Source organism: Kitasatospora sp. NPDC058965 (assembly GCF_042741245.1).
In the GTDB taxonomy this organism is placed as follows: domain Bacteria; phylum Actinomycetota; class Actinomycetes; order Streptomycetales; family Streptomycetaceae; genus Kitasatospora.
Genome location: NZ_JBHYKG010000293.1, coordinates 1 through 4,515, shown reverse-complemented (window position 1 = coordinate 4,515; position 4,515 = coordinate 1). Strand labels below are relative to the sequence as shown.

4 protein-coding genes and 1 pseudogene are annotated in these 4,515 nt (G+C 72.4%); 2 read left to right on the top strand and 3 right to left on the bottom strand.

Features of this window, described 5'->3' with window-relative positions:
• Positions 1-50 precede the first annotated feature (50 nt).
• From ACFW1A_RS32780 to ACFW1A_RS32770, 3 genes and pseudogenes are all read right to left on the bottom strand, one after another.
• Positions 51-2,363, bottom strand: coding sequence for a collagenase (locus ACFW1A_RS32780; protein WP_380415400.1), 2,313 nt, complete (start codon positions 2,361-2,363; stop codon positions 51-53).
• Between the two features lie 211 nt (positions 2,364-2,574).
• Complete coding sequence (locus ACFW1A_RS32775) at positions 2,575-3,516, bottom strand: LysR family transcriptional regulator (RefSeq protein ID WP_380415398.1); 942 nt, start codon at positions 3,514-3,516, stop codon at positions 2,575-2,577.
• Between the two features lie 122 nt (positions 3,517-3,638).
• Positions 3,639-3,836, bottom strand: a pseudogene (locus ACFW1A_RS32770) (DUF4386 domain-containing protein); the annotation flags it as partial.
• 131 nt (positions 3,837-3,967) lie between these two features.
• On the opposite strand from ACFW1A_RS32770, the gene ACFW1A_RS32765 reads away from it, so the two are divergent.
• Positions 3,968-4,144, top strand: coding sequence for a hypothetical protein (locus tag ACFW1A_RS32765; RefSeq protein ID WP_380415396.1), 177 nt, complete (start codon positions 3,968-3,970; stop codon positions 4,142-4,144).
• 155 nt (positions 4,145-4,299) lie between these two features.
• Positions 4,300-4,503 carry a cold-shock protein gene (locus tag ACFW1A_RS32760; RefSeq protein ID WP_380415394.1) on the top strand — a complete coding sequence of 68 codons (204 nt, stop codon included), beginning with the start codon at positions 4,300-4,302 and terminating at the stop codon, positions 4,501-4,503.
• The last annotated feature ends 12 nt before the right edge of the window (positions 4,504-4,515 follow it).

Sequence of the window (4,515 nt, the reverse complement as noted above, 5' to 3'; positions counted from 1 at the left end):
GCCGGTGCGCCGTCCCCACCAGGGGCTCGTGGTGTAGCGGGGGGTGCCGGTCAGTACTGGGTGGTGAGGGTGACGCCGCTGAAGTCCGTCTGCGCGTACAGGCTGATGTAGCGGTAGCCCGCCTGCGTGTTGGTGACGGTCAGGTGCTGGGTGGTGCCGTTGTTCACCGAGCCCTGGGTGTAGGCGCTCGGGACGGCCCAGGTGTCGGGGTTGTAGAGCAGGTACGCGGTGCCGGTGCCGCCGCTGGTGCTGACGGTGAGGGTGGTGGTGCCCGCGGGCAGCCACAGGTAGAAGTAGTCGAGGTTGCCCTGGGTCTGCGGCGGCAGGCTGCGGTAGCAGTTCTGGCCCATCGCCCGGGTGTCGGCCGCGGTGCACGGCGGGTTGCTGTTGGCCAGCGAGTCGAGCCAGCTCGCGAAGTCGGCGTCGTAGGCGGTGCCGATCGCGTGGTAGACGGCGTAGCCGCCCGCGTAGTCGCCGGTGCGGAAGTGGGACAGCATGGCGGTGACGACGTCCGGGTGGCGCTCCATCATGTAGCGGACGGCCAGGTAGCCCCAGGCGTAGGTGCGGGTCTGGTCGCTGTTGTCGTAGGTGTTCTCGAACAGCGTGCTCAGCGCGTAGCTGTGCTTGGGCGCCTCGCCCAGCGCCCAGGTGTCGGTGACCCCGCGGTAGGTGTAGGAGGCGTACTCGGCGACGCCCTCGATCCACCAGACGTCGGGGACGGAGATCTGCTGCGAGAAGTTGCCCTTCATGTCGTAGCGGCCGTCCAGCACGTGCATGTACTCGTGGTTGAGGTTCCACACCCGCGCGGTGAAGCCGTTGTCCTGCGGCCACTGGTACATCAGCGAGATGGGCTGGTTGGTCGGGCTGGTCGGGTCGCCGATCAGGGTGATGCCGCCGTTGTTGGTGCTCACGCCGTAGATCCCGCCGGCGTAGGTCTGGTAGTCCTGCGGGCTGGCGAAGACGACCATCTGGATGGACGACTCGTACTGCCCGGGGATCGGGCCGCTGTCCTTGACCAGGCGGTGGGCGTAGTCGTCCTCGTTCTGCAGGCTGGCGCACACCGCGGCCAGGTCCGCGTCGGTCAGTGCCTGCGCGCGGATGGTGTGGGTCGCGTCGCAGGTGTGGCTGATCGGCAGCGCGGCCGCGGTCAGCTGCTGCGGCAGGTCGCAGACCCCGTAGTAGGAGCAGTTGGCCTGGTCGTAGTAGGCGGCCATGCCGGCCACGCCGACCCAGAGCGGGGCGGTCGGTCCGCTGATCGCGGAGACCCCGAGCAGGCCCTTGATCAGCGGTCGGACGGTGGCCTGCAGCGCCGGGTGCTCGATGAAGCGGGACAGCTCCAGCCCCGCGTTGGAGTCGAGGAACGACTGCCCGGTGCCGAGCAGGCCGGTGTGGCCCAGGGCGAAGGAGTCGAGTGCGGTGAGGATGCTCGGGTCGGCCGTGACCGCGGCGACGTAGTCCGGGTTCTGGTGCCCGCGGAACAGCGGCGTGAACACGCTGTTGACGAAGTTGACCATGTACCAGGAGGAGTTGTACGCGCTGGTGTAGCCGTTCAGCACGCGCGCGTAGGTACCCAGGTAGCGGGCCTGGAGGTTGGCGCTGTCGCTGAGGATCATCAGCTCGCCCGCGACCTGGCCGTTGCCGTCGCTGACGTCGGTGAAGTGCGGGCTCGCGGTGAAGGTGTCGAGGGCGGCGGCCACCGCGTTGGTCAGGGTGGCGTCGTAGGAGCCGACGTCGCCCGGGTGGTACCACTGCACGTAGTACCCGGCCTGCAGGAAGTAGGCGAGCTCGAAGGCGCCGGTCGAGTCGTCGCCGGAGTAGGCCTGGGCCACGTCGTGCAGGCCGTTGGCCACGGTCAGCATCTGGCTCTCGCTGAACACCGAGGCCGCGGTGGGGCCGGTGAGCGGGAAGATCGTGTTGATGCAGTCGCTGTCGGTGGACTCGACGTAGGAGACCAGGGCGGCGCCGGTCCGGCCGGAGAAGTCCGCCGGGGTGCACGAGGTGGCGGTGCCGGGCGTGGCGGCCGCGGTGCTGCCGGCGGCGCCCCGGGTAGCCGCGGCGTGCGGGTGCGGCTTGGTCGTCGGCGCGGTCAGCGGGACGCGCGGCGGCAGTTGGGCGGCGGGCAGGCGCTGGTCCTGCACCGCGGCGGGGCTCGAGATCCCCGGCGTGCTGGTGCCGCTGGGCGGCAGCAGCCGCGAGGCGGCCGACCTGGTGGCGGGCTGGTGCGCTCCGGACTTCGCCGTGGGGGTGACGGGTCCGGTGGCGGGGGCGGCGGCGAGGCTGGGCGTGGCGAGCAGGCCGACGACGGCGGTGCTCGCGGTGAGGACGCCGGCCAGTCTTCTGGGCAGGCGGGAGCGCGGACGCATGGTCAACTCCAGTGGGGGCGTGGGGGTGTGGCCCGGCTTAGCGATGGCCGAGTCGCCCACGCACCGTCTCACGGAGATCATCTGCAGTTCAATGACGTGTGACATGCTACATGGCATTGGGGTCATGCCCCTGGTGCATGGCTCGGTGGGGTGGGATCCCTCGGGCCCCGGCGCGGAAGTCGATCCCTCAGCACCCGACGGGGTGGATCCCTCAACCCCCGGCGACCCCGGCCCGCGGCTGCGGCGCCCGGGCGGTCAGCTCCTCGTAGGCGGCGCTCGCCGCGTCGAACAGCGCCTGCGCAACGTCCTCGGCCACACTGTCCCGCCGCCAGGCCAGGACGTAGCGGCAGCTCAGCGGGGTACCCGCCAGCGGTTTGATCACGACGCCCGGCACCGGTCTTCGCGAACCCTGGACGGCGGCGACGCCGAGACCGTCGGCGATCATGGCCAGGACGTGCTGCGCCTCCCCCAGGAACTCGTGCACCGGGGCGGCACGGAACCCGGCCTCCCGGCAGGCGGCGTGGAAGACGCCGGGCCAGCCCGCCCCGTCGTCCGGCGTCAGGAACCACGCCTCCCCGGCCAGGTCGGCCAGGTCGATCTCGGCGCGGTGCCGCAGCCGGTGCCGGGCGGACAGTGCCACGAAGGTGGGCTCGGTGACGATGGCGCGCACCGCGACCCGCCCGGAGTGGCGCAGCTCCCGGCCCGGGTAGTCCGCCGCGATCCCGGCCTCCAACTCCCCCTGCTCCAGGAGCTCGACGATCTGCGCGGAGGAGTAGACGCTGCTCAGGCGCAGGTCGAGCGGGGGCCGGCCGGCGCGCAGCCGGGTCACCATGCCGGGGAGCACCGGCGTGTTGGTGGCCGCCAGCCGCAGCGGCGGTCGGGTGCCGGGGCCGCTCGCGGCGGGCCGGCGAGCCATCGCGTCGGCCCGGGCCAGGACGTCCCGGGCCTGCGCCAGCACCTCGCACCCGTACGCCGTGGGCTCGACGCCGGCGGAACTGCGCTGGAACAGCGGCCCGCCGAAGTGCTCCTCGACCCGGCGCAGCTGACGGCTGATCGCGGGCTGCGAGTAGCCGAGGGTGGCCGCGGCCCGGCTGACGCTCCCCGCGTCGGCGATCGCGCACAGGGTCCGCAGGTGGTGAAGCTCCAGGTCCATCGGCGCATCCTCGTCTCGTCCTGCGGCACGCGCCTCCTGCCGGCGTGGTCGAATGATAGCCACACGGGGCGAATCGTTCCCCTACGAGCTACGGGCCCCCACCGCCCGCCACCTGCGCCCGGTCAGCCGGTGGCCGGAACGACGGCGGGTGCGGCCGGGGCCCCGACCGCACCCGCGGGCCGGCGGAAGCCCCTGGCGACGAGCCAGCCCGCCAGGGTCAGCTCCCAGGCGAACACCGGCACCGCGGTCAGGGCCCCGATCCCCGAGACCTGCGCGTAGCGGCCGAACAGCTCGGCGATCGCGGAGGCGAAGATCAGCGGGCCGGCAACGAGGCGTTGAGCATGCGCAGCCTGGCGGGCGAACTGGACGTGGTGCCGATGGCGTCTGGGGCTTCACCCAGGAGCTGTTCCCCGCCTCGCCGACGCCCGCGCCGCCCGACCGGCCGGCGGCGATGGCCGCCCGCTACCCCCACATCGTCGAGATCGTGCTGTCCCGCCCGCACGACGGCGGTTCGGTCGTCGGCCGGGGCTGTGACGACCAGTTCGAGTTCGAGTTCGCCCTGGACCTGCTGCTGGACGGCTTCGAGCGGCTCCACCGACAGGGGTGGACCTCCGCCCCGGGCGCCTGACCCGCCGGCGGGCGCCGTCCCGGTCCGGGATCCGACCCAACGACCGCGGCACAACTCGGTTCGCCGGGCCGGTCAGTGGGCAGTGATCAGGTGCCGGGCTGAGGCCACGGCCGGCGCGTCAGGGCACGCGCCGCGGCGACGGACGAAGGAACGACATGGCTCAGGGCACGGTGAAGTGGTTCAACGGCGAGAAGGGCTTCGGGTTCATCTCACCTGACGAGGGCGGCGCGGACGTGTTCGTCCACTTCTCCGCGATCGTGGGCAGCGGGTACCGCAACCTGGAGGAGAACCAGCGGGTGGAGTTCGAGGTCACCCAGGGCCAGCGCGGCCCGCAGGCGGCGGACGTCCGGGCCGTCTGACCGGACCGTGGC

Bases quoted from the DNA above. Each gene is read 5' to 3' on its own strand.
- ACFW1A_RS32780 (WP_380415400.1), bottom strand. From the start codon at position 2,363: ATGCGTCCGCGCTCCCGCCTGCCCAGAAGACTGGCCGGCGTCCTCACC.
- ACFW1A_RS32775 (WP_380415398.1), bottom strand. From the start codon at position 3,516: ATGGACCTGGAGCTTCACCACCTGCGGACCCTGTGCGCGATCGCCGAC.
- ACFW1A_RS32765 (WP_380415396.1), top strand. From the start codon at position 3,968: ATGGCCGCCCGCTACCCCCACATCGTCGAGATCGTGCTGTCCCGCCCG.
- ACFW1A_RS32760 (WP_380415394.1), top strand. From the start codon at position 4,300: ATGGCTCAGGGCACGGTGAAGTGGTTCAACGGCGAGAAGGGCTTCGGG.